Annotated in this window: 17 protein-coding genes; 9 read left to right on the top strand and 8 right to left on the bottom strand. The window is 57.6% G+C overall.

Annotation, left to right across the window (positions count from 1 at the left end; genetic code table 11):
* Window positions 1–22 precede the first annotated feature (22 nt).
* The 6 genes from rfbA (at window position 23) to FHW64_RS21100 (ending at window position 6,236) form a co-directional block, all read left to right on the top strand.
* Window positions 23–907: a glucose-1-phosphate thymidylyltransferase RfbA gene (rfbA, locus tag FHW64_RS21125; protein WP_184529841.1), complete on the top strand. Its 885-nt coding sequence runs from the start codon at window positions 23–25 to the stop codon at window positions 905–907.
* Window positions 907–1,455, top strand: a complete 549-nt coding sequence (rfbC, locus tag FHW64_RS21120; protein WP_184529840.1) for a dTDP-4-dehydrorhamnose 3,5-epimerase — start codon at window positions 907–909, stop codon at window positions 1,453–1,455. The genes rfbA and rfbC overlap by 1 nt, the downstream gene beginning before the upstream one ends.
* Before the next feature lie 198 nt (window positions 1,456–1,653).
* Window positions 1,654–2,367 carry a class I SAM-dependent methyltransferase gene (locus FHW64_RS21115; RefSeq protein ID WP_184529839.1) on the top strand — a complete coding sequence of 238 codons (714 nt, stop codon included), beginning with the start codon at window positions 1,654–1,656 and terminating at the stop codon, window positions 2,365–2,367.
* A 146-nt stretch (window positions 2,368–2,513) separates the two neighbouring features.
* Window positions 2,514–3,917, top strand: a complete 1,404-nt coding sequence (locus FHW64_RS21110; RefSeq protein WP_184529837.1) for an MBOAT family protein — start codon at window positions 2,514–2,516, stop codon at window positions 3,915–3,917.
* 19 nt (window positions 3,918–3,936) lie between these two features.
* Window positions 3,937–5,067 (top strand): alginate O-acetyltransferase AlgX-related protein, encoded by a 1,131-nt coding sequence (locus FHW64_RS21105; protein WP_184529835.1) that lies wholly within the window; start codon window positions 3,937–3,939, stop codon window positions 5,065–5,067.
* Between the two features lie 122 nt (window positions 5,068–5,189).
* Window positions 5,190–6,236 (top strand): FkbM family methyltransferase, encoded by a 1,047-nt coding sequence (locus FHW64_RS21100; protein ID WP_184529833.1) that lies wholly within the window; start codon window positions 5,190–5,192, stop codon window positions 6,234–6,236.
* Window positions 6,237–6,352: 116 nt separating this feature from the next.
* Here FHW64_RS21100 and FHW64_RS21095 read toward each other — a convergent pair whose 3' ends face one another.
* From FHW64_RS21095 to FHW64_RS21065, 7 genes are all read right to left on the bottom strand, one after another.
* Entirely contained in the window at window positions 6,353–7,318 is a 966-nt protein-coding gene (locus FHW64_RS21095) for a glycosyltransferase (RefSeq protein ID WP_184529831.1), read from the bottom strand.
* 12 nt (window positions 7,319–7,330) lie between these two features.
* Window positions 7,331–8,368, bottom strand: coding sequence for a GDP-mannose 4,6-dehydratase (gene gmd, locus FHW64_RS21090; RefSeq protein WP_184529829.1), 1,038 nt, complete (start codon window positions 8,366–8,368; stop codon window positions 7,331–7,333).
* Window positions 8,369–8,417: 49 nt separating this feature from the next.
* The gene (locus FHW64_RS21085; protein ID WP_184529827.1) at window positions 8,418–10,067 is read right to left on the bottom strand and encodes a hypothetical protein; all 1,650 of its coding nucleotides are present in this window, start codon (window positions 10,065–10,067) and stop codon (window positions 8,418–8,420) included.
* Window positions 10,064–14,800 (bottom strand): glycosyltransferase, encoded by a 4,737-nt coding sequence (locus tag FHW64_RS21080; protein WP_184529825.1) that lies wholly within the window; start codon window positions 14,798–14,800, stop codon window positions 10,064–10,066. The genes FHW64_RS21085 and FHW64_RS21080 overlap by 4 nt, the downstream gene beginning before the upstream one ends.
* A 117-nt stretch (window positions 14,801–14,917) precedes the next feature.
* Window positions 14,918–15,619 carry an ABC transporter ATP-binding protein gene (locus FHW64_RS21075; protein ID WP_184529823.1) on the bottom strand — a complete coding sequence of 234 codons (702 nt, stop codon included), beginning with the start codon at window positions 15,617–15,619 and terminating at the stop codon, window positions 14,918–14,920.
* Window positions 15,620–15,624: 5 nt separating this feature from the next.
* Window positions 15,625–16,428: an ABC transporter permease gene (locus tag FHW64_RS21070; RefSeq protein WP_184529821.1), complete on the bottom strand. Its 804-nt coding sequence runs from the start codon at window positions 16,426–16,428 to the stop codon at window positions 15,625–15,627.
* Complete coding sequence (locus FHW64_RS21065) at window positions 16,425–17,843, bottom strand: mannose-1-phosphate guanylyltransferase/mannose-6-phosphate isomerase (protein WP_184529819.1); 1,419 nt, start codon at window positions 17,841–17,843, stop codon at window positions 16,425–16,427. Before FHW64_RS21065 ends, FHW64_RS21070 begins: the two co-directional genes overlap by 4 nt.
* 153 nt (window positions 17,844–17,996) lie before the next feature.
* On the opposite strand from FHW64_RS21065, the gene FHW64_RS21060 reads away from it, so the two are divergent.
* Complete coding sequence (locus FHW64_RS21060) at window positions 17,997–19,316, top strand: hypothetical protein (RefSeq protein ID WP_184529817.1); 1,320 nt, start codon at window positions 17,997–17,999, stop codon at window positions 19,314–19,316.
* Between the two features lie 71 nt (window positions 19,317–19,387).
* Complete coding sequence (locus tag FHW64_RS21055) at window positions 19,388–20,518, top strand: glycosyltransferase (protein WP_260305955.1); 1,131 nt, start codon at window positions 19,388–19,390, stop codon at window positions 20,516–20,518.
* Here FHW64_RS21055 and FHW64_RS21050 read toward each other — a convergent pair.
* Window positions 20,502–21,248 (bottom strand): hypothetical protein, encoded by a 747-nt coding sequence (locus FHW64_RS21050; protein WP_184529814.1) that lies wholly within the window; start codon window positions 21,246–21,248, stop codon window positions 20,502–20,504. The two genes, FHW64_RS21055 and FHW64_RS21050, sit on opposite strands and share 17 nt — an antisense overlap.
* A 249-nt stretch (window positions 21,249–21,497) precedes the next feature.
* Between FHW64_RS21050 and FHW64_RS21045 the strand changes: the two genes are divergently transcribed.
* Window positions 21,498–22,544, top strand: a complete 1,047-nt coding sequence (locus FHW64_RS21045) for a glycosyltransferase family 2 protein (RefSeq protein ID WP_260305945.1) — start codon at window positions 21,498–21,500, stop codon at window positions 22,542–22,544.
* Window positions 22,545–22,553: the final 9 nt, after the last annotated feature.

Genomic DNA, 22,553 nt, shown 5'->3' with positions numbered 1-22,553 from the left:
ACACAACAAGAGACCAGACAGAATGACTCAACGCAAAGGCATCATCCTCGCCGGCGGCTCCGGCACCCGGTTGCACCCAGCGACGCTGGCGATGAGCAAGCAACTGCTGCCGGTGTATGACAAGCCGATGATCTATTACCCGCTGAGCACCCTGATGCTGGGCGGCATGCGGGACATCCTCATCATCAGCACGCCGCAGGACACGCCGCGTTTCCAGCAGTTGCTCGGCGATGGAAGCCAGTGGGGCATCAACTTGCAGTACGCGGTGCAGCCGACTCCGGACGGGTTGGCGCAGGCGTTCATCATTGGGGACAAGTTCGTAGGCAATTCGCCAAGCGCGCTGGTGTTGGGCGACAACATCTTCTATGGCCACGACTTTGTTCATCTTCTTTCGGATGCAGACAGCGCGCAGGCTGGCGCGACGGTGTTCGCCTATCACGTGCACGATCCAGAGCGGTATGGCGTGGTGGCCTTCGATTCGAACGGCAAGGCCAGCAGCATCGAGGAGAAGCCTGCCAAGCCGAAGAGCAGCTATGCAGTGACGGGGCTGTACTTCTATGACAACCAGGTCGTCGATATTGCGAAGGCGGTGAAGCCGAGTGCGCGCGGCGAGTTGGAGATCACTGCGGTCAATCAGGGCTACCTTGAGCGTGGGCAACTCAATGTCCAGATCATGCAGCGCGGCTATGCGTGGCTTGACACCGGGACGCACGAGAGCCTCCTAGAAGCCGGGCAGTTCATTGCGACGCTCGAGCATCGTCAGGGACTGAAGATCGCCTGTCCGGAAGAAGTGGCTTGGCGCAACGGATTCATCGATCGAGAGCAACTGACCCGCCTCGCGGCGCCGCTCGAGAAAAGCGGCTACGGGAAATACCTCAAGCACCTGTTGGCGGAAGAGGTTCGCTGATGAGAGTCACAGCCACCTCGATTCCCGAGGTTTTGATCTTCGAGCCGAAGGTGTTCGGCGACGCGCGTGGATTCTTCTTCGAGAGCTTTAATCAAAAGGTATTCGATGAAGCTCTAGGTAGGCATGTCGCCTTTGTTCAGGACAACCATTCTCGATCGAGGAAGGGCGTTCTGCGTGGGCTGCACTACCAGCTGCAGCAGCCGCAAGGCAAGTTGGTTCGCGTGACACGCGGAGCGGTCTTTGATGTCGCGGTCGATATTCGGAAGTCTTCGGCGACATTTGGACAGTGGGTGGGTGTCGAGCTTACTGAGGAGAACAACAGGCAGTTCTGGGTGCCAGAAGGATTTGCCCATGGCTTTCTGGTGCTCAGCGATTCTGCGGACTTTCTCTACAAGACGACCGATTTCTATGCGCCTGCGCATGAGCGCGCAATCTCATGGAATGACCCCGCGATCGCAATCGCATGGCCTGACGTTGGGGAGGCTCCTCAATTGTCAGCCAAGGACGCCCAAGGGAAGAGGTTGAGCGACGCCGACGTATTCGTCTGAAAGGTTGGGCGAAAGTCAATCCGGTTGCGGGTATGTGGGGGCGCGTGTGAGCTGCAGTCGTGACGAGCAAAGCGCCGGACTTAGTACGAGAAGTGGGGCAAGTCTCTTTGGCGCCATCTCAGCCGCAGCTTCGTCCATCTGACCCGGTTCCGCGAGGTCTAGGAGGCACGTGACGCGCGCCCAATATAGGAGTAGGAAATGTTTTCGATCTTCAAGCGCTCGCCCGAGCCTGCGACGCCCACTGCATCTACACCGGTCGCCGCGCCGCAAGAACGGGCTGGATTTACCCCGGAGTTCAGCAGTGACTGGTTCAGCCATAACACGCCGGCTTGGACTAAGTTCTTTCACCTGATCGGATGGAACCCCGAATCACCTGACAATCTCGGCATTGAGATTGGTTCCTACGAAGGACGCTCGGCCCTCTGGCTGCTCGAGAATCAGTTTCGCCATCCGGCCAGCAAGCTGATTTGCGTTGACGTATTCGCAGATGCGGATCAGTCGGACGGCTACTACTGCAAGTTCAAGCACAACATCATGGACCAGCCGCACGGCCTGCGAGTCGAGGTCTACAAGGGCTACTCCTTCGACTTCCTTTCGAAGTTCGTCACAGACGGAAAACGTTGCGACTTTGTCTATGTTGACGGCTCGCACCGTGCCGCGGATGTCCTCGAGGATCTAATACTTGGGTTCCGCGCCCTCAAGCCGGGCGGTCTGCTGATTTGCGACGACTACATGGGCGGAGCCGGCTCAAATGCAAACCTCACATTGGGCAGCCCGAAGATCGCTGTCGATGCCTTTACCAACATTTACCGGGACCGCATTGAGATCTTCGGCTGGCAGCCGATTAATCAATGCGCTTTCACAAAGAAGGGGGAGCGAGACGATGACGATCCGGCATCGCGCGGGCGTTGAGGCCGACAGTTAGTCGGGCCCAAGGGTTAACCGAGCGCCGCTGCAACGCGCGGCGGGCAGCCACTGTAAGGCGGAGTGATCAGCGCTCGCGTCAAACGCCCGATTACTAATATTGCGTGCTAGTGAGAGTGGACGGGACAACATAAATGACTTTCAGCTCCCCGGGGTTCCTTTTCTTCTTCATGCCCCTGGTCTTCATGCTGTACTTCGCGATGCCGAAGGGCTCGCGCAACGCGTTCCTGATGTTGGCGAGCTTTGCGTTCTACTTCGTGGATGCTGGCTTTGTCACTGCGGTCCTGCTGGGCTCGGTCATCCTCAACGCCGTTGTCGGGAATGCGCTTCACGCTACGCCCCCCGGCAAGCGAGCGCATCTGATCCTAACCTTCGGCGTCATCGCCAATCTGGCCCCGCTCGTCTACTACAAATACTGGAACTTCTTGCAAGGCGCTGCAGCCGACGCAGTCGGTGCATCCTGGACGCCGAGCGCGATCGTTCTGCCGGCCGGCATTTCTTTCTTTACCTTCCAAGGCATCTCGTACATCGTCGACATCTATCGGCGCCACTCTAATCCGGCACCAGGCCCCGTCGGCTTCGGCATGTACCACTCCCTCTTCCCGCAACTCATCGCCGGCCCCATCGTGCGCTACGTCGAAGTCGCGCACGAGATTACGGACCGGCCCATCCGACTCGTCGATGTCCACGAAGGGCTGATTCGCTTCTGCGTGGGCCTCGCCAAGAAGATGATCATTGGCGACAACGTCGGCATGATCGCCGATCGAATGTTCGGCGTGCCTGCCAACGAACTCACCATGGCCGCGGCCTGGGTGGGCATCCTCGCCTACACGCTGCAGATCTTCTTCGACTTCTCGGGCTACTCCGACATGGCGATCGGCATGGGCCGCATGCTCGGATTCAAATTCCCGGAGAATTTTGACCAGCCCTACCGCTCGCAGAGCATTACCGAGTTCTGGCGTCGATGGCACATGACCCTGTCGCGTTGGTTCCGGGACTACGTCTACATCCCGCTTGGCGGCAATCGGGCGGGACCGATCAATACCTACCTCAACTTGCTGATCGTCTTCACTCTTTGCGGCCTGTGGCACGGCGCTGCGTACACGTTCCTGATCTGGGGTCTCTTTCATGGGGCGCTGCTGGTCATCGAGCGCGTGGCAAAGAACCGGTTCAACCTGGTACCGCATGGGCTCAGCGGGTGGGCAGTCACCTTCGTGCTGGTCATGATTGGCTGGGTCTTCTTCCGGGCCCAATCTGCGCATGGGGCCATGCAGTACCTGGCGGCTATGGCCGGGCTATCGTCGGCCCCAACAATTGAGGACGTCTGGAACGTCGTGACACCCGACAAGGCCCTTTGCCTGTGCCTCGGCACCGTGATCGCGCTCCTGCCGCCTCGACTGGACCACGGCCTGTGGGCAACCGAGCGGCGACCTTTCGCCGGCCCCCTGCTCTCGGCCGGCGCGCTGGTCCTGTTCGCCTACTCCGCGGTGCTCATCGCGGCCAATGGCTTCAATCCCTTCATCTATTTCCGGTTCTGAGATGCGCGCTACCTCTCGCATGCTCTTCATCGGCGCGTTCCTGGCGCTCACGCTCCTGCCTGGCATCCAGATGCTGACCCGTATCGCATCGGATGAGCCAGTCAACGAGCAACGCTTCCTTGCGCCCGAGCCCAAGACCGATGATCTGAGCAAGTTGCCTGCTCGGGCCAATGCCTGGTTCTCGGATCACTTTGGGCTTCGGTCCCTGATGATCCGGATCAAGGCCGAAATCGACTATCGCGTCTTCAGGTTCTCCGACCGGGTACATATCGGCAAGGATGGCTATCTCTTTTATCGCAACACCCTGGACAACAACAAGCCGACGATCGAGCGCAAGCTCGAAGCCGCACAGCCAGCAATGGTTCGCAACCTACAGCACTACGCCGAGGCGCTGGACAGGAAGGGCATCCGTCTCATCGTGTCGGTGAACCTCCTAGGGGATCGCTTCTTTCCTGAGAAGCTGCCGGACGACGTCGCATCGAGAACCCCGCTCCGTCGCATCGATTCGTTCATCGAACAGATCGCGGCCATCCCCAACCTCACGTTCATCGATACGACAGCGCTGCTGCGCGCCGACGAGAAAGTGCGCCCGATCTTCCACCGGACAGACTTTCATTGGAATGATCCTGCCTCCTTCTCGACCGCTAAGGCGATGGTGGCCGAGATCGGGCGCATAGAGGGCCGAGCACAATCGCCGTGGAGCCATGAGCTTAAATACGACACTCGCGAGTTCAGCGGAGGCGTCGCCCTGTTCATGCCTCTCTTCCACCCGCTGACTGAGGTGTCGATCTTCACACACGACAACTGGAAGGTGCCGAAGGGCTTTAAGCGGGATTTCAACGTAGGCGCCTACGAAAAGGTGACCACCAGCGATCCATCGAATCAGGGCCTGCTTCCCAAGACCTACGTGATCGGCGACAGCTTCATGGACTGCATTGAGCGCAATGGGTTCTCGGAGTATTTCGCGGAGACCTACCGCTTGCGGTGGGGGCCGAACCTGACTGTCTCTAAGATCACTGAAGCAATTCCGCATGGCACGCGCTCGATGGTCTGGCAATTCATCGAAGTCAACCAGCCTGTTTTCGACGGTCTCGCGAACACGGCAGACGTTGACGATGCGATCGCGATACTCGAGGGTAAGGAACGCTGAACCAGACGGCCGAGCCTGACCGGAGGGAGCGTTGTTCCGAGTCTCCACTCTGTGCGCTTTTCTCGAAAAGCTCTGCGTATGCCAAAACGCTAGACTCAGTTATTCGAAAGCGAGGAGACAGGATGACCGAGGGGAAAGAGACTACGAGGCCGCTTCGCGTGGGACGGCAGACTTTCGAGGTAACGACCGACGATGCCTATCTCGACGAGATGAACGGTGTCTTCGAGCCGCACACTGTCGCGCTCTTTAAAGCCATCGTGAAGCCCGGCGACGTGGCGCTCGACGTTGGCGCGAACATCGGGTGCACATCCCTTCTTGTTGGCCAGACGGCTTCTAAGGTTTTCGCATTTGAACCCGGCAGCCGGACCTACGCCCTTCTTGCGAGGAATATCGCCCAGTCCGGTTTGCAGAACGTGCAAGCAGAGAACGTCGGGCTCGGCTCGAAAGCCGCTGAGTTTGATCTGGTCTTCAACCCCGAGAATCGCTCAGGTGGCTTTGTCTCCACCAGCAACGCCGACGCCGGCCAGGTTGGACACCAGAAAGAGCGGATTCGGATTCTGCGCGGCGACGACTACGTACGCGAGCACGGCATAGAGCGGGTTGACTTCATCAAGATCGATGTCGAAGGTTTCGAACAGGACGTTGTGATTGGTTTGGCCGAGACGATTGCCAATCACCGCCCGGTAGTCACGCTGGAACTCAATCATTGGTGCCTGAATGCCTTTCAGCGCTCGAGCGTACCTCAGTATCTCGACTTCCTACGTTCAGTGTTTCCTGTGCTCTATGCCTTCCACGTCGATGAGGCAAAGAACCTTCACGACGAGGCAGAGGGCTTCGAGGTGCTGCGCGACCATGTGCTTGGATTCAAATACATGGTCATCGTCGGTGCCTTCGATGAGTCTCAGATCGAGGACTTTCTGCAGCTCTATTGGCGAAAGAGTCGGCGGTACATCCAACTCGAGCAGCAGCACGAGACTGACCTGCGCGAAATCGCTGAATTGCGGGCCACGGGACACGACCTACGCGCGGAAATCGCGCGTCTCAGTATTGCGTTATCGGCTTCCGAGGCCAAGGAGCGAGAAGCCTTGAGTGAAGTCGCCGCTATGCTGAGATCGAAGAGCTGGAAGATCACCGCGCCCCTCCGCGCATTACGACGACGGGCGGGATGAGTTATTTCGCTACCCCTTGAGGTTCTTGCGGCTGCGGAATATCCGGTCCCCAGCGCGGCAGCCAAGGCATGAACCATAAATCAAATCGCCTCGCGAGGCGATTAGTGACTGCTGCATCAATAACCGCGACCAGCGGCGTCCCCAACTGAAAGATAGGCCAACTGCTTGGCTTCATGCCGGCCACGGGTGACGGTAACCAAGATCAATCCGCAAGCAAACGACTGCATGGCTGCGAGCATGAGAGAGGCCGAAAGAATTGCAGTAGGAAACCTCGGCACGATACCGTGCTGAAAATATTCGATGAAGATCGGAATGGCCAGAATGATCGAAACGGCTGCCAGAAGCAACGAACACAGGCCGAAGAACGAAAACGGACGCTCGCTGACATAAAGCTTGGCAATTGTTTTGAGAATTCGCCAACCGTCCCTGTACGTGGATAGCTTGCTCACAGAGCCTTCAGGTCTCGCGCCATAGGCCGTCATGACTTCTCCATAGGGCATTCGGAGCTCGAGCGCGTGGACGGTCAACTCGGTTTCGGTCTCAAAGCCATGAGATAGGGCCGGAAACGACTTCGCGTATCGCCGCGAGAATGCCCGATAGCCGGACAACATGTCCGTGAACATACCGCCAAAGATTCGCACGACGCTTCCCGTCAGCATCTTGTTGCCCCATTGATGGCCTGATCGGTATGCCGCTTCTGCGTGTTCGGCCTGACGACAGCCGACCACCATGTCCAATTGCTCGTCAATCAGCTTATCGACCAGTTGTGGGGCGGCTGCAGCGTCGTAGGTTGCGTCTCCATCCACCATCAGATAGATGTCCGCATCGACGTCGGCGAACATGCGACGCACCACGTTTCCTTTGCCGCGCATCTTGACGGACAGGACGGTGGCACCTTCTTCGCGCGCAATCTCGGCAGTACGATCTTCGGAGTTGTTGTCGAATACGTAGATATCCAGACTTGGCAGCGACAGTCTGAATGATTGAATGACTGATCGAATCGCCGCTTCTTCATTGAAACACGGGACTACCAGGGCAATGCGTCTGCCTCTATACAGCTTATCGGGGGTTCTGCTTTCCATTTCAGTCGACTGTCAAAAGGAATGACCTTGGGTGTTTCGGCGAAGGTCGGCTTCAACCATCATGGTGCAGAGTTGTTCGAGAGTCGTTCTTGCCTCCCATCCGAGCTTTTCCTTTGCCTTGGCAGGATTTCCGATCAGAAGATCAACTTCGGCTGGGCGGTAGAACTTGGGGTTGACGCGAACCAAGGCTTTTCCCGTTTTGGTATCGATGCCGACTTCGTCTTGTTCTTCGCCTTCGAATCGCAATTCATAACCAGCAGCACGAAACGCCATATCAACGAAACTACGGACAGTTTCGGTGCGATTCGTTGCAAGAACGTAGTTATCAGGCGTGTCGACTTGCAGCATCCGCCACATTCCTTCGACATATTCTTTGGCAAATCCCCAATCTCGCTGGGCACCAAGATTTCCGAGTTCCAGTACGTCGATCTTTCCGAGCCGAATCTTTGCAACGCCGTCCGTGATCTTGCGGGTCACGAATTCGCGTCCACGGAGGGGGCTTTCGTGATTGAACAGGATGCCACTGCATCCAAAAATTCCGTAGCTTTCGCTGTAGTTGATGGTCATCCAGTGCGCAAAGAGTTTTGCGACGCCATATGGACTTCTGGGATAAAACGGCGTCTCCTCGGTTTGGGGAATAGCCTGCACTTTGCCGAACATTTCAGAAGTGGAGGCCTGATAGAACCGGATCTTGGGGTTGAGCAAGCGAATTGCTTCCAGTAGGTGAAGTGCACCCATTCCGGTGATTTGAGCCGTAGCATCTGGTTGGCTGAAGCTGACGCCAACAAAGCTCTGTGCGGCGAGGTTGTAGACTTCATCCGGTTCGGCATCCTTGATAAGAGACAGAGAGCTGCCAAGATCTGTCAAATCATGCTCATAGAGAATCAGATTGGGATTCTTGTTGATTCCCAGCTCTTCAATTCTCCAGAAATTTACGGAGCTGGTGCGCCTAAAGGTTCCGTAAACAACGTAGCCTTTGCTCAAAAGTAATTCCGCAAGATATGCGCCGTCTTGTCCGGTGATCCCTGTGACTACTGCACGTTTCGTCATATATCTATTTTTCAAAGTCTAGATTAATTAACCAAGCACATCGCACCGTTTAAGGTGAAAGGGCCTTGGGCCGGAGTTCGCACATCAGTAGGATGCCATCCTCGATATTCGACCGCAGCTGACTGCAGGGCTGGACTCGTGTGAGCCCATAGTGAAGGAGCGTTGCATCTGCCATGCCAGGAAATGCCGGCGGAAACTCGAGGCCCCAGATGGTGCCAGGGGCAGAACGAATGGCGGTCTCGACACGCCGCTGCAGCATACCCCGGTCACCCGGGTGAACAATGTTGTTGTTGGCGCCGATGAATCGAGTGTCCGCGGGGAAGAAGGGCACCAGATAGGACATCGCGTAGGCGTCCAGGAACACTACCGTACTAGCAGGCGGGAGAGAGGGGAGCGGCCCAATGGCTACCGCTTCCTTCGCGGGACTGGACCGGCTCCACCACGGATAGACGGCCGTGATTGAAACCAAGCACATGATCAGAAGCAGGAGGACATTGAGGCCATGCCGCTTCAGTGCTTTGACCGCGGGCAGAAGGGCGAGAAGGAGCAGCAGTCCCGATAGAGATTCGAGGACCGCCAAGTAGCGATAGATCGAGAGCAACCGTTCCCATAAAACGAACGAGACCGCGTAGAAGATTGGGAGGAAGATATAAAAGATCAGGTCCAGACGACTATTCGCCTTCCTCGAACGTCGGAACAATCCGACCGCGGCGATGACTGGTACGCAGATATACGCGAGGGCCATTCTGGCGTCACGAGTTGCCAACTCGATGGCCAGGCCGGAAGGGACGAACGCCCAATAGAACGGATAGAACAGCGCCATCAGCCCGTTGCGCGGCTTGAAGCGGTCATCGGACCAGCGACCCCATTCGACAAGATCCGACTTGAAGATGTCGTTGAAGGCCGGAAACAACGGATTTCCGTAGAGGGTGTAGTTTCGCCACCACCACGCCCCGCCAATAGCGACGATGGTCAGGCCGCCGATCATGCAGAAGAGGAGGATTCCGCGGAACCATCTATCTCCTGCGAGCCAGCGAGAAACGGCAATGGCAACAGCAAAACCGATGAACAACGGTGCGCTGGTGAGCTTCAACCCGACCGCGACGCCGCAGAAAAGACCGCTCAGGAGTACGGCAGCGTCCTTCCTCGATGGGTCAAAGTATAGAAAGCTGCACAAGCCCAAGAGCACGAACATCCCGGGGGTGATGTCGCTCATCGATGTACCCAGAGTCGGAAGGCTGGCCGCTCCGCATACTCCAAACAGTGCCACAGCGATCGAGATCAACCTGCGCCACGGCCAATCCTGCGGCAGCACGGCTCTGGCGAGCACATATACGCACGTTGCCGCGATAACGTACGGTATGGCGAGTACAGCCCTCAGCGTCCGCGGCATCTCGTTCAGCCACGTTGTCAGCCAGTAGTACAGAACATCCATTCCCGGGAAGAAATAGGTCTGTAGTTGCGCAGCGGCGATGTCCTGAGGTCTCCCACCGGATGCGGCTGCGTAGCCGTTGTAGAAGTGGTAAATGCGAAAGTCGGGAGAGCCATCTCCGCCCAGATGAATTGAGGTCGCGCCCAACACGAGCGCGATCAAGAGCAGAGCGACTGAATCGCCGAAACGCAGTGCGAATACCGAGGACATCGTGTGGGTCCCGTCGAATCCCTCGTTCGATCGGGAGTTGTACGAGACAGCTTTCACTTCGATTCCGCCAATGCCGCATTCGTCAAGGAAGTCTCCGACGCATCATTGCTTCGGTCGATGAGTTCGAGGAGCATTTCTGCAAAGCGAGCGTGCGAGAAGTCGCGTGCGCGCCGCTGCGCTGCACTAGCAATCTCGATTCGGTGCGCTTGGGCGTTCGGCTGCAACAGGTCGACAGTCTTGTTGGCTAGTTCCGCTGCGGAACTGAATAGGAATCCGTTCAGTCCATCCTCGATGATTTCGCGCGGTCCTCCGGAATTGAATGCGAGCGAAACGCAGCCGGCCGACATGGCCTCAACGAGGCTGATGCCGAAATGCTCCGCCGCCTCGGGCTGGGATGCGAGATCGCCACCCATCCCTGCAGCATGCCAGTAGATCGCAGATTCAGCGTATAGCGAAGCGAGCTTCTCTGGCGTGGCATTGACATGGAAAACCACCGGAATGCCTTGTGCCATCTTCTTAAGTCGCGAAAGGTAGTCCAACTGAGTCGGATCCGGAATGGAAGAGCCGACGAGGTGTAGCTCGACATTGCCGTTGCGCTTCGCGACCTCCTTGAAAGTCTCGATCATCAAATCGTGGCGCTTGTTGTGTCCGCCGGTAAAGAATCGGCCGACGGAAAGTATGACATTGCGCTTTGACTCAGCGTCGCCTCGCATTGGTGCTACTGCCGGATGTACGACACTAATCGGTCGGGCCGGCAATTGATTGGCACTCAACGAGGAGAAGATATGCGACTTTGCATACGCGGAATATGCGATAAATTCATCGTAGGACGCCAGCAGTTTCCGGCCTTCGTCCTTAACCTTTTCCGGCATCGGGAAGGGGAACTGGCAAATATAGACATTGCGGGCAGCAAATCCTGCAATCGGCGGAACCACATGATTGCCCAGGGTTACCATCAGTTCGGGAGCTGAGAGCGCATCGGGCTTGTTGGCAGTGACGAGCCTGCACGAGGTTAGATCGACCTGAAACTCTCGGCCGAGGCTGATGAGCCGCATATGGCTGTAAGGATGCGGGGTCCCGATGGTCACCTCGTAGGTTTGAGCGAGGACGGCAGCTAAAGTCAGTAGATACCTTTCTCCGCCGCCAGGCGTGAGCGCGAAAGGTGAATATAGGAAGGCCCTCGGTTTGTTTCGAGCATGCTGGCTGGCCTGCGGGATCAGCAGATCAGTGTGCGTGAAGCTGTGGGCAGCTTGCTGCAGATTCGCGGCCGTACGATTCTTCAGATAGTGGCCCCATCGGCCCGTGAACTTGTCGCGGTTCAGATCGCCTAGTGCGTTGCGTCGCGCGATGGCAATTTCACTATGGTTGCTTGATGCGCCCTCAATATGCGTTACGGCAACTGAAGGCCAGCACAGGATGGGCCGGCCGATGGATGTCAACTTGAAGCACAGATCGGTGTCCTCGTAGTAAGCGGGCTCGTAGGCCAAGTCAAAACCGCCCACCGACAGGAAGAGCTGCTTCTCAACCAGAAGGGCCGCAGCCGAGATGTAGTCGACGAGACGTGGCGTGAGAAGCTCCGGACTGGGCGCCGCAGCGCCGCGGCCCATGCGCTCGGGGAAGCCGTCCGCGTTAATGAAGCCGCCAATCTCTTGAACTGTGCCGTCGGCGAAGAGGAACATCGGGCCGACCGCTCCTGCCTTCGGCCACTCGCGCAGCCCGTCGAGCAAGCCCGTCAGCCACCCCTGCTCCACGAAAGCATCGTTGTTCAGCAGGCAGACGTACCGTCCAGTTGCTGCTTCAGCCGCAATATTGTTTGCCTCGCCGAAGAAGCGGTTGGTGCCCAGTTTGAGCAATTTCACGCCCGTGCCCGCGAAGTCCAGTAGGTCAAGATCTTCGCGCGAGCTTCCGTTGTCCGCGACGATGATTTCGTATGACACATCTGTCGTGTTTGCCCAGATATGGCGCAGACAAGCCCGCGTGAGCGGTGCGGCGTTCCAGTTAACGATCAAGATCGAAACCTCGGGCGATTCGAACGTGCACCAGCGTCGAGCATTGGCCAAAATGTCCGATTCCGGAACCGTGAGTGCGATGGGGAAGTTAGCTTGTTCGCATGACCTTGGAACGGTTCCCAGGACACCATTCAGCGATTCAGTCACCGCTTTCAGAGTGACTTCCCAAGTTGGTCGGACGAACTCCTTCGCAATTCGGTCCTCCGCCTTCGATCGAGCCTCGTGGTCGGCGATGGCCTCTCGGATCCGAGCGCATGCGTCTTCAAGGTCATTTGAGACGAAATACCACGGCAGCGCGCCGGCATGCTCCTTTAAGGGCTCGAGATTGGCGCAGATGCACAGCTTCCCGTACGCGAGACTTTCGGCAACAGGAAGCCCATAGCCCTCGCTGACAGAAGGAAACACCGTGAAAAGGCACTCACTGTAGAGCTGTGCGAGCGAGGCATCGTCGATACCGGAGAGCACGAGGATCTTGTCTTGCGAAATCAGCTCGCGCACTTCGGCACTGATTTCACCGACATCAAGGTCTGCCCGACCGACAAGCACCAGTTGAGGAAGCTCGTTCCTGAATTCCTTCGCGAGTCTTGCCCAAGCCTCACAGGCAAGGCGCTGGTTCTTGCGCTTGTCAATCGTTCCTACACACAGAACGAAGCGCGAAAGGTCGACCTTGTCCAGTGCTCCCGGTGTTGTTTCTGTCTTATTCAGGTCCTTGGGTTTGTCCATCCCAAACATGATCGGGTGAATACGAAGTGGTCGCTCGATGCCGGCAATCACCGTCCACCTGGAGAGTTGGGTCTCGACAAAATGATTCGACACGAACAGACGCTCGGCTCGCGCGACTGCGACTTTCAGCCAGTCTCGGAAGAGCTGCTCATACTCCGGCCCTACTAGGTCGGGCCTTTCGATTGGGATGATGTCGTGGATCAAGACGCTGAAGCTGATGCCGTTGGCATTCAGCTTTTCGAAGAGGGCGCTGTAGCTTGGCCCCCACACGGCACCTGAGAAGAAGATGTGATCACCGCGCCTCGGCGCACGCAACATTGCAGGGGTGGAGCGCAAGTTTTCCATGAAGCGCTTCCCATCGCTCGTAAGCGAATGGCTGCTCAAGGCGGCTACCTGCGTCTGCCCCACGGCGATTAGGCCGGAATCCGACTCGCCGAGGGTGCATGCTGGCAGCGCCTCCGTTCCCCTGAGTAGGTTAGACGCGAAGAGCTCTGTCGAAACCTTGCCGACGCCCGTGAGATGGTCGTGATGCATCAGCCACTCGAGCGTGTCCCCCACATAGAACCATACTCGAGCCTGGCTCACATCGATGGGACGCTCAACGGTTTGTTCAAGCGCCTGTTCAGTTGCTGGCGCGGAGGTTGGCGCCTGCTCCGCAACCGGCGAAGAGGGAAGGATCGATCGTTTGATCAAACGCACTCCGCGGCCGAGAGTGCGACGAATCGTCGGATGCGCTGCAGAGAACTGTCTCAAGGCGGAGAGAACACCGGGATGACGTGCTGAGAGTGCGCGCGCCGGCGCTGTGACGCGCCAGCTCAGCGACCGTTGGTGAGCGCCCAATCGCTCATTCAAGATCGCGTTGACTGCCTCGATATGCTGAGCTTGATTGAGAATCGTGAGCTGCTCCGCCTTTAGATTCGCTAGTCGTTCGCCTTCGGTCGCTAACAAGATCTCCATCTTGAGCAACTGCTCGCGCAATTCAGTCTGTTCGGAGTGGAGGCGAGCCGAATCCATCTCGTGATACTTGCGATTGGCGTCGAGAAGCTCGCGCAGGTCCGCTTGGGCCTGATGGGCGTTTTTATCGGCCAGTTCGGCCATGGCGACTACTTGGCGCAGCGCATCTCGCAAGCTTGTGACGTCCTGCGTTCCTTCCCGCGCAGTTTGATCGGACGCGATATTCACTTCTTGCACGAACTCCGTTGGAGATCGTTGCAACCGCGCTTTGGCGCGCGGCAGGTCTCGGAATTCGTTGGAATAAGCGCGAATCAGTTCGTCGCTCTTTTGCTGCAGAAGCTCAGCAGTTCCTAGTCCGTGATCGGCCTCCCAGATTTTCAGTCGATCGACTATGTCGTAGATGGCTCGCAGCACTGCCATCGCCTCGGGGTAGCCGTCCGTCGGACCGCTCTTTGTGCGACCCAGCCACAGATCGATTGCGCTCTTGGCTGCCGGGGCAATTGAAAGCGGCGATGGTTCGGGCCGAATGCGATCGGGTTGTGATGTGTATCGATTGGTCTTTTCAATCCAGTGATGCACATTGCGATGCGACAGATGGTGGATGCAGACCCCATCGTCCGGCGGGATCCGGTAAACCTTAGTGGACTTGAAGATCGTGCCGCCGTGCACTGTGGGCTGAAAATCGACGGCTCCCCTACGGAAGAACCTAGCCTGCTCGTCGGGCCAGTAGTAGGCTGCCTCGTCATGTACTCCGCAGATGTAGTGCCGCTGCGGCAGAAAATAGGTGTCTGCCCGAGGTGCGTCGAGCTCCTGCTGGATGAATCTAATCGCCTCGACGCTTAGACACTCGTCGTCGTCCAGGCACAGGATCCAATCATGAGTGCAGCGAGCGATCGCGAAGGCGCGAGTTTCTTCTACGACCGGCGACCATGGTGCGACGTAGACCTTGTCTGCAATTTCAGACGCGATTGCGGCAGTCCCATCGTCAGAGGACTTGTCGACCACGATCAACTCGTCCGCGAAGGCAAGCGCCGTCAAGCACGCCCGAATGGTGTCGACCCTGTTGTAAGAGATGACAACTGCGGAGAGGGGAGGACGAGGCATGGAGGGGGATCTAGGTTGCATGAATATGACTCAAGCCTCGCACAGGGTCGCGTGCGATAGGCGCTACAAATTTCGACCAGAGCGGCCCGCGATCAGTAGCGGGCGAGCATAAATTCGCTACTGTTCAACGATCCGGCCGTGTTCGAGATGAATGACGCGATTGCACTCCTTGGCGATGAGTTCTGGGGAGTGTGAAGCGAGGACAAGAATGCCCGATTTGGAGACAACTTCCCGCATCCGGATCTCGGCTTTCTCGGTGAACTCAGCGTCGCCGACCGAGAGCCATTCGTCCATAAGCAGGATGTCGGCCTGGATGCTGGTCGAAATGGAGAACGCGAGCCGCATCAGCATGCCGGTGGAGTAAGTTCTTACCGGCATATACACGTATTCGCCGAGACCGCTGAACTCGCAGACCGCAGGAGTGAGTTCGTCGATCTGCTTCTTGCTCATTCCCATAACCAACCCGCGGAGCATGATGTTCTCGATTCCCGTGGCATCGGCTTCAATTCCCAGGGCTGGATCGATCAAGCTCGAGACCGTGCCCTGTCGCGCGAAGTCGCCGGAGGACGGCTCGTAGACGCCAGCGAGTGTCCGCAACAATGTTGACTTGCCGGCGCCATTGTGTCCAACAAGGCCGAGCCGATCGCCGCTCCGAAGCTCCAGATTGATATTGCTGAGTGCTTGAACGACGTTGACACCGGTTTCCTTGCCAAACCGTCCGCCCGTCACGGAAGCGGCAAGGGTTTTCTTGAACGATGCTGCACCTGCCCCGTAGATAGGGAAGTTGACAGAGACGTTCTTTAGGGAGATGAATGCCATATGTCTTAGAGCCAATAGACGACGCGTCTGCGGTATTTTGCAAAAAGGAAGCTGGATATAACTAGGCTCAGCGCCGTCCACGCCAACATGCCCCACCAATTGTGCATTTCAGCGATCCCCCCCATGAGAGGCGTACGCAGCAAATCGAGCATTTGCGCAAATGGATTCCAGAGAATGTATTTGGCACGTCCAGGCAGGTTTTCCGGCAGCCAGAAAACCGGCGTCAAGAACATCAGCATCTGCATCACGCTCGTGACGATCTGCGTGACGTCTCGAAATCGGGTGCAAACTAGACCCAAGGCAAGTCCTAGCGCCTGCGCGTTGACCAGGACAAGGAGGAATGCTGGAATAAAAAGCAGCGATGACCAGGATAGTGTAATTCCCGCCCAAATTGCTACTGGCACATAGAGCACAATATGATGCGCAAACTGGATGAGATTCCGCGCCATTGCCCTCCAGACGAAAAGACTAATGGGAAAATAGCCTTGTTTCAGATAGTTCGATGACCCGATGAACGCACTGCAAGCGTCGGTCACAATGCTCGAAAAAAGCCCCCAGAAGATGATGCCGAGTGCCAAGTGGGGGAAGAATTTGGACAGCTCCGTGCCGAACAGGGAGCTATACAAAGGCCCCATGCCGCCAATCATCGCTCCCATACTCAGCGTGAGCCACAACGGCCCCAGCATTGAGCGTCGATAGCGCAGGATGATGTCGAACCAAGCGAGGGTCCACCAGATGTCGGTTCGTCGAGTGCCTTCCCACCAGTCGGACCAAGGAGTGCGATGTAAATTGGAATGTGCTTGGCTCATGCGCGTCCGTATGTGTCTGCGAGGCGAACGATGTCGTCTTCACCGAGGTAAGTGCCGCATTGAACTTCGACCAGGACAAGTTCGTCCTCACCGATGTTCGTAAGGCGATGTTTTTCTTTCAAGGGTATGTACCGGTACTCGCCTGGCATGGTCTGATACTCCGCATCTCCGATTTGGACCATCGCCGCGCCTTGGACGACCACCCAGTGCTCGGCCCTGTGATGGTGGTATTGGAGCGAGAGCGATTGTCCCGGCTTCACGGTGATGCGTTTCACCTTGTAGCCGTGTTCTTCTTTGAGTGATGCATAGGTTCCCCAAGGTCGGTGAACCGTTGCGGGGAGATTGATCGCCTCGTGATTCCTAGCCTTCAACGCCTCGATGATCTTCTTGACGTCTTGAGCGCTGCTCTTGTGCGCCACAAGCAGAGCATCTGGTGTGTCCACGATGACAAGGTCGTGTATCCCCAACGTGGCCACCAGCTTGGGACCGTGGCTTTCCACGTGGGCGTGGGTGCCGGTCGTGTCGATGGCCACGGAATCCGGCGGCATCGTATTTCCGCTCGAGTCAGAAGGATGCGCTTTCGCCACTGAGGGCCAAGTGCCCACATCCGACCAGGCGAATTTCGCAGGAACCACCTGCACGTTGTCGGCGCGCTCCATCACGGCATAGTCGATGCTTATGTCCGGCTGAAGCCCAAACGTGTGGGCATCGAACTGTATAGCTTCGTCCACCATTCTTGACGTGTCCATGGCGCGCCGGGCAGCGGCTAGAACGTCGGGCGCGTGTGTGTCGAATGCGGCGATGATCGCATCCGCCGTGAAGCAAAACATGCCGCTGTTCCAGTAGTAGCGGCCAGTTGCAAGAAAGTCTTGCGCGGTCTGAAGGTCCGGCTTCTCAATGAAGCGTCGAACGGGTTGGCTTTCTCTTGAAGCGTTTGCTACTTCCACATAGCCGTAGCCGGTGTCCGGGCTGGTTGGGGTGACGCCGAACACCACCAAAGCTCCTTGCGACGCAAGCCGGAACGCTTGGCTGGCGCTTGCGACGAACGCCTCGACGTCAGGGACTAGGTGATCTGCAGACAGCACCAGCATGACGGTATCTCCGCCAATCTGGCGTTGACATTGAAGTGCCGCAAGGATGATGGCTGGAGCTGTATTGCGTCCCTTGGGCTCCAGAAGTAGTGTCGCCTGGGGCGGATCAGCGATCTGCTTTAACACGTCTTTTGTCAGGAAGACGTAGTCCTTGTTGGTGACGATCATGACGTCGCCGATCCCGCACGCTTGCCCCCGCTCCACGGCCTTTTGCAGCAGGGTCGAGCCGCCGAGCTTCATGAACGGTTTCGGAAACGCTTGTCTGGAAAGCGGCCAGAGCCTCGAACCTGCTCCGCCCGAGAGCACGACTGAGAGCAATCGCATGTGTATCCTTTGCTGAGGGAGGCGCGATTTTACGAGGTGAGGGAAAGCACCGATCCCGCGCATGTTCCGTGGATAATTTGGCTCCCACAGTCCGGGCGGGAGGGGCAACAGCCATTCGAGTCGGACCTTAGAACAACAGAAGGTAAAGCAGAGATGAATATCCGAGCCCGTCGGTTTGTGTCGTTTTGGCGGGACCAGGGGACCGCCGCCGTAATTCGTCTCCTTCGAGTCAAGGCTGGCAACGCGATTGCCGGCCGCCCGCTGTTCAATCCGCTAGACGACGCGGCAGATGCACGTGTTTCAGTCGCACGCATGATCAGCAAGCGGTTTCCGGCGCTTCGGCCCATTCCCACCTACTTCATCCCCAAGCCATCGCTTCGTCGTGTCAGCCTGATCACGGACAGCATTGGACCAAGCAGTCTATTCGGCGGGGTGGGTACTGGTCTGTTGTTGGCAGCCCGTCTTGCTAACCGGATGAATGCGACTCTTCGCATCGTTACACGGACCGAGCGGCCGTCGCCCGAAAATGCTGGTCAGATCCTGCGAGCGTACGGCATCGATTTGCTGCACGAGATCCAGTTTGCGTATGTGCCGGAAGGGGGGGTAAGCCCCGACGACGCCGGACCACCACTAGACATCCATTCAGAGGATATCTTCATCACGACCTCGTGGTGGACCACGGCAGCAAGCTTGAGTGGTATCCCCTCCCACTCAATCCTCTATCTCCTCCAAGAGGACGAGCGGATGTTCTATCCGTTTGGTGAGGATCGCTTTCAGTGCGAGCAGGTTCTTCGCAATGAGTCGATCCGCTTTCTTGTGAATACCAAGCTCCTCTACGACCATCTGATCTCCAGCGGTCTTGAGCACTTGAAGCGCACGGGCCAATGGTTCGAACCAGCGTTTCCGCCTTCGCTATTCCATCGACGAACACGCGCCGGCGGAAAGCGACGCTTCTTCTACTATGCTCGTCCGCACAACTCTCGGAACTTGTTCCATGTCGGTCTCGCCGCCATCGATCGCGCTGTAAATGAGGGCATTCTTGATCTGGATCACTGGGAGATATTCTTGGTCGGAAAGGACATTCCTCCGGTTAGCGTCGGCAGTAGCGGGTACGAGCCGGTCCGATGCGAGGGGCTCCAGTGGCAGGCGTATGCGGACCTTGTCGGTTCGATTGATCTAGGCCTAAGCCTGATGTACACGCCTCATCCGAGCTACCCGCCACTTGATCTTGCTGCGAGCGGCGCCGTCGTTGTGACCAACAAATTTGCCAACAAGATCTCGTTGGCGGGGTATTCGCCCAACATCCTGTGCTCCGAACTTCAGCCTGATGCGTTGGTGGACGCAATTCGTACAGGCGTTCTACTAGCGGAGGACGACGAGGCTCGAGAGCGCAATTTCCAGGCGAACCGACTGAGTGCCGATTGGGCTGATTCGTTCGAGAGCATCATCGCTTCATTGACGGCCGAGGATTGATGTTCGCTCTAGATCTTGCTCCTGTCCCATATGCGGACCCATGGCTACAGCCGCTGGAGTCGCGTCTTCGGATGCTTCGGCGGCGCAACGTCGGCGTGGCGTACTTTTATGAGGAGCCGAACAACAGCACGTTCCGCTACCGCGCCTACAACATGGCCCAAGTCCTTAACGCGGACCCGGATGACGATGTCTGCGCGAGCTACTTCTTCCTCGCGGATCGAGAGTATTTCGATGAAATCGCTGATACGGCGGAAGTCCTGGTCATCTGCCGATCGCGCTACTGCCACGAAATCAGCGGATTGGTGAGTCGGTTCCGCGCTCGTGGAAAGCGAGTGCTGTTCGATGTTGACGACCTTGTCTTCGATACTGACTATGCGCACTTAGTGATGGCCACACTGGGTCTCGACCTGACCCATCCGAGTGTTTGGGACGATTGGTTTGCGATGATCTCTCGCATGGGTCAGACGCTGAAGATGTGTGACGGCGCAATTACGACGAATGACTTCCTCGCCGACAGGCTCGCAGATTTTTCTCGCCTTCCGGTCCATGTCGTTCCGAACTTCATGAATCAAGAGCAACTCGGCGTGGCCGGACGTGCGTACGAGCAAAAGCAGTCGAGCGGCTTTGCCAACGACGGCAAGATTTGCCTCGGATACTTCAGCGGCTCGCCGTCACATCGATTGGACTACGCCATCGTCGAGCCGGCGCTGGTGGAGGTGATGAGTCAGCGTGCGGATGTAGATGTGACCGTGGTTGGGTACATCGAGACCAGTTCCTCGATGCAGAAGTTTTCGGACCGGATCCATCGTCAGCCGTTCCACGACTATGTCAACTTGCAGCGCCTGCTGGCTCGCGTCGAATTCAACCTCATGCCGCTGCAATCGAATGCTTTCACGGACTGCAAGTCGGAGCTCAAGTACTTCGAGGCTGCGAGCGTGGGGACGCTAAGTATTGCGTCGCCGAGCTTTACTTATCGTCGTGCGATCCGCGATGGCGAGAACGGCTATCTGGCCAAGGCCCACGAATGGGCCGAAACGATCCTTCGAGCCCTGGACGGGTGGAGCGCTTACAACCTGATGGCTGAAGAAGCCAGGCGTGACGCGTTGCAGCGATTCGCTTGGCAGAACCAACGCAAGACGATCCTGACCGCGCTTGGGCTGGCTTTGCGGGCCAAAGGCCCGGTGCCTAGCGTCGTTTCTTGACGACGATCGTCATGCTGTCAGCCTCGTGCATGAGATCGACTCCGCACTCACACTTGAATCGGTGATAGTCGAACGCCGTGGAGCCGCAGCGCCAGCACGACGATGGCATCGTTGTGCGCTTGTAGACCTCTATCGATCCTATCTGCGCAAGAAGCTGGGACACATCGGCGACTGAAAAGTGGCTACCGTTTGCCAGTGCGTCGATTTCCCGGGTCGTGGCCGGTTGATTGCGTCGAAGAAGATGCTCAACGCCTAGCAGGACAGAAAGCGACGTCTGGCCGAGCGTGTTTCCGAACTCGTCTTTGTATTGCGAATGTGCGGGGTGACTGGTGTGAATGTCCTCTAACACATAGGTGCCGCCGGGCATCAGCGCTGACATGCCGTGCTTCAGGCAAGTCGATTGGTGTAGAGGAACGTGCGAGCCATCTTCAATGATCAACTCAAGGTGGTCGATGTTTTGGACGAGTTCGGCGACCTGCGCCTCGTGGCCTTGATCCACTTCGATGTAGGTCACGCGCGCGTCTATGGGCCATTCTGGTTGGACGGGCAGAATGTCGGCGCCGAATATCGTTGCATTTGGAAACTCGGTCAGCAGCCAGCGAATCGAGTTTCCTTTGAAAACGCCGAACTCGAGTATTGAGCCTTTGATCTCTTTAGGAAAATGCCTTGCATAGAAGCCTGTGTAGCCGTGCCAAAAGGACTTGTCGCTCGTTGCCAGCAGGGGGCTCATGATCGGGTCTCGAGATTTCGCCATCGTAGACGGTTCTCGATGAGGTTCGATAGGACCTGGTTCGAGACGTCATGAATGGTTTGTTGGTGTGTTGCTTCGCCGCGCCGGAAATCCCGGCCGAAAGCGGGGTGAGCAGTCTACGCGAGAACAATTTCTTCCCAAGGGGATGGCGGCGAAGGCTGAGGTAGCGCTCGCCGCTACGTGGCGCCAAACTAGAATCTTCCAACATCCGGTTCCCCCGCTCCCTTCATGGCCGCCGTCGAACGTGTCGGGCTTCATTGTTCCACCTGCCGCCCCGTTCCTATGGCTCTCTCCATTTCCGTCGCTCTCTGCTCTCACAATGGTGCCCGGTATATTGGTGAGCAAGTGCAAAGCATCTGCCGACAGACCTTTCCGCCGGTGGAGATCGTTCTGTCCGACGATGCGTCCACAGACGACTGCGTGAGCGTGGCGCAATTGGCACTGGAGACGTCCATGCGCGAACTTCCAGGGTTGAAGATTGGCTTTCGCGTGCTTCGCAACACCACAGCCTTGCGCGTCACCAAGAACTTCGAGCAAGCGGTCAGCGCCTGCTCTGGTGACCTGATCGCGTTGAGCGACCAGGATGACGTCTGGCATCCGGAGCGTCTCGCGCAAATGGCGGCCGAATTCGAGAAACGCCCCGATCTGCTCCTGCTGCACTCCGATGCGCGCCTGGTCGACGGCGAGCGACGCGATCTCGGGCAATCGCTCTTCCACGCGCTGGAGGTCAAGCAGTTCGAACTGGACTGGATTCACGTTGGCCAGGCCTTCGATGTCTTTCTGCGCCGCAATCTTGTGACCGGCGCCACGACACTCTTCCGCCGGTCGCTGCTTGAGCACGCTCTGCCTTTCCCAAAAGAATGGATTCACGACGAGTGGCTGGCGATCGTCGCTTCGTCGGTCGGCCGCGTCGACGTGCTCGAAGACGAGTTGATCGAATATCGCCAGCATGGTGGCAACCAGATCGGCGCCCGCCGCGACACCTTCCTTGGCAAGGTGCGCAAGGCGCTGGCATCGCGGGGCGACACCCATGTCAAGCGCGCGATCAAGGCGGAGCTGCTGCTCGATCGGCTGCTGTCCCTGGGCGACCTCGTCGCGGCGGATACGATCCAGAAGTTGCGCGAGAAGATCGAGCACCAGCGCTTTCGTGCAGCGCTCCCGCCCTCCCGGCTGGCGCGCTGCGTACCCGTGCTTCGTGAGGCGATGACCGGCCGCTACAACAAGTTCGGCCGCGGCACGCGCGGCGTCGTGCGCGACCTCTTCGAGTCCGTCTAGAAAAACCAA

Origin of the sequence: Variovorax sp. Sphag1AA (assembly GCF_014192575.1) — a bacterium.
Classification (GTDB): Bacteria; Pseudomonadota; Gammaproteobacteria; order Burkholderiales; family Burkholderiaceae_C; genus Variovorax.
Note: the sequence above shows the minus strand (reverse complement) of the source record. Positions and strands in the feature narration are given on the sequence as shown.